The organism is Synechococcus sp. R55.3, assembly GCF_047461975.1.
In the GTDB taxonomy this organism is placed as follows: Bacteria; Cyanobacteriota; Cyanobacteriia; order Thermostichales; family Thermostichaceae; genus Thermostichus.
Map to the genome: position 1 here is coordinate 1 of NZ_JANSIG010000145.1, position 2,484 is coordinate 2,484.

Consider the following 2,484-nt stretch of genomic DNA (forward strand, 5'->3'; position numbering starts at 1 on the left):
GGTGCGTACCGACAAGGTGGATGGCTTTCGCCTGGATCGCGGCTTTCAGGTGCTGTTCACCGCCTATCCCAAAGTGCAGCAGCATTTGGATCTGGGTAAGCTCGATCCCCGTCCCTACCGGCCCGGCGCTATGTTGGCCCGGCCAGGGTGGTTTTGGCTGTTGGGGGATCCCCTGCGGGATCTGGCCGGTGGGATCCCATCCCTGCTCAATCCTTTGGCCAGCTTTGGGGACAAGCTCAAGGTGCTGCAATTGCGGGCAGAGCTGGCCCGGCGCACCCCTGAGCAAGTCTTTCAAGAAGGTCTGGGGGGATCCGATTGTTCTGTGCAGGCATTCCTGCAGCGGTATGGGTTTTCCGCCAAGATTTGCCAGCACTTTTTCTACCCCTTTTTCCGAGGGATCCTCCTGGATCCAGACCTGGCCAGCAGCGCCCGCCTCTTTGCCTTCTACTTCAAGATGATGGCTGAGGGCTCCATCGTCACCCCGGCCTTGGGTATGGGAGAGCTGGCCCGACAACTGGCCGGTCACCTGTCCCCCGAACAGATCCGCTACCAAACCCAGGTGGAGCGCATTCTGGCAGAAGATGGGAAAGTGCGCGGCATTCGCACCGCCAATGGCGAAGAGATCCCTGCCGAGTGGGTAGTCTGCGCCGCCGATGCCCCCCAAGCGCGGGCCTGGCAAGCGGAGCTGTGCCCTCAGGCCCCCACCCCCATTCCCACTCCAGGGCGAGCGGTGACCTGCCTCTACTTCTGCGCTCCCTTTTCCCTCACTCGTGGTGGCTATTTGCACCTCAACGCCACCGGCCAGGGCTGGATCAACCATTGGGTTCAGCTCACCCACATCAGCCCGGCACTGGCTCCCCCCGGCCAACACCTGTACTCTGTGGTGGTGCTGGGGGATCCCCCCTTAGGTGACGAGGAGCTGGCCCAAGCCTGCCGAGCCGAGCTGCAAGCTTACTTCCCGAAAGCTCCCCTAGAGCAATTTCGCCTGTTGCGGGTATACCGGATCCCTTTTGCCCAGTTTGTACAACCCCCCGGCTTTCAGCAGCATCTGGTTCCCACCTTTAGCGGCCTGCCGGGCCTCCTTTGGGCCGGGGAATACACCCACCAGAGCAGCCTCGAGGGATCCCTGCGCAGCGGCGAACAGGCAGCGGCGTGGATCCTCCAAAAATCCGCCTAGATCTGTACAAAGCAATACAGACTTTCTTAAGCCTGCTCCCAGAACCAAAGCCGGGATCCCGTGGTATGAAGGGGGTGAACTTGGTCGCCCACGAGGATCCCTCTGTCATGCAAAACGCTACCCTCAGTCCCATCCGGCTCCTGCAGCGGTCGTTCGAGATGGTAGGCCCCATCTATGGGCCGTTGCTGATCCTGGCCTCTCCCGGCTTCATCATTTCCATCATCGCCGAGCTAATCCCACTTTTCGGGGGAATCCTCAACTTGGCCTATGTCCTGATTGGTGCGCCCATCCTGACAGGAGCAGCCTTTTGGCTGGTGGATCAGCACTTGAAGCAGCGAACTCCCCCGCTGGGCAACAGTCTGGATCAGGCTGTCTCCAAGGCAGTGCCTCTGATATTCGGCAGCCTCCTGGTGGGGTTGATTTCCTTAGTCGGGATGATGTTATTCGTGCTTCCTGGAATCTACTGGGGAGTAAGGCTGGCTTTCACGCCCTGCGCAATTGTCCTGGAAGACAAAGGCACTACAGAAGGGTTGGGCTACAGTTGGAGCCTCGTCAAGGGCCGCTGGTGGGGAGCGTTTTGGGCACTTCTTATCTTTGGCCTCACGGTGGTTGTGGCATTTCTGGCCGGGAATTTCATCTTTGGCTTCACGGTAGGTGTGATTTCGTCTTCTGACGAGACTTTTGCTGAGAAAATTTTGGAAGTTGTGAGTGTGACTGTGGTTGGGAATGCCGCCGCCACGGCGGTTGCCCCTATCTTGATTGCCTATATGGTGCTTCTCTTTCGATCCCTGCAGCAGGTGCGGGAGTGGGCAGCCTAGTTTGGCTTCCCCTCACCCCTGAGAAGAAGGGCGCTCCAGGATCCCTCCCCCAAGTAGGAGCTCCCCGTGGTACCAGACGGCGGCTTGGCCGGGGGTAACCCCAAACTGGGGCTCGGCAAACTGCAACTTCACCCGCTCAGGAGATTCCGGGATCACCGTGGCAGGCACCGGCGGGGTGCGGTAGCGCACCTGAACCTCTACGGCAAGGGGTTGTGTTGGGGGTGGGATGGAGACCCAGTTTACTTGGCTTACCCACGCTTCAGCCTGGGTGGCTTCCTCTCGTTCTCCAACCACCACGCGGTTGGTAGCTGCCTCGATGCGCACCACGTAAAGCGGACGGGAAGAGGCAATCCCCAAGCCCTTGCGCTGGCCTACTGTGTAGTGGTGGATGCCCTCATGGGACCCCAGTACCCGCCCCTGGGTATCGACGATTTCCCCTGGCCTTTGCCCAAGGTACTGATCCAAAAAGCTCCGCATCGAGCCATAGGT

Annotated in this window: 3 protein-coding genes; 2 read left to right on the forward strand and 1 reads right to left on the reverse strand. The window is 59.9% G+C overall.

Going from position 1 to position 2,484, the window contains the following annotated elements; all coding sequences use genetic code 11:
• Positions 1-1,177: NAD(P)/FAD-dependent oxidoreductase (locus tag NW849_RS14145; RefSeq protein WP_414358463.1), on the forward strand; the 1,177-nt coding region annotated here is incomplete at its 5' end.
• 65 nt (positions 1,178-1,242) lie between these two features.
• Positions 1,243-1,995, forward strand: a complete 753-nt coding sequence (locus NW849_RS14150) for a glycerophosphoryl diester phosphodiesterase membrane domain-containing protein (protein WP_414358464.1) — start codon at positions 1,243-1,245, stop codon at positions 1,993-1,995.
• Between the two features lie 12 nt (positions 1,996-2,007).
• Here NW849_RS14150 and NW849_RS14155 read toward each other — a convergent pair.
• A partial coding sequence (locus NW849_RS14155; protein WP_414358467.1) for a tRNA methyl transferase PRC-barrel domain-containing protein occupies positions 2,008-2,484 on the reverse strand: 477 nt, incomplete at its 5' end.

Bases quoted from the DNA above. Each gene is read 5' to 3' on its own strand.
- NW849_RS14150 (WP_414358464.1), top strand. From the start codon at position 1,243: ATGAAGGGGGTGAACTTGGTCGCCCACGAGGATCCCTCTGTCATGCAA.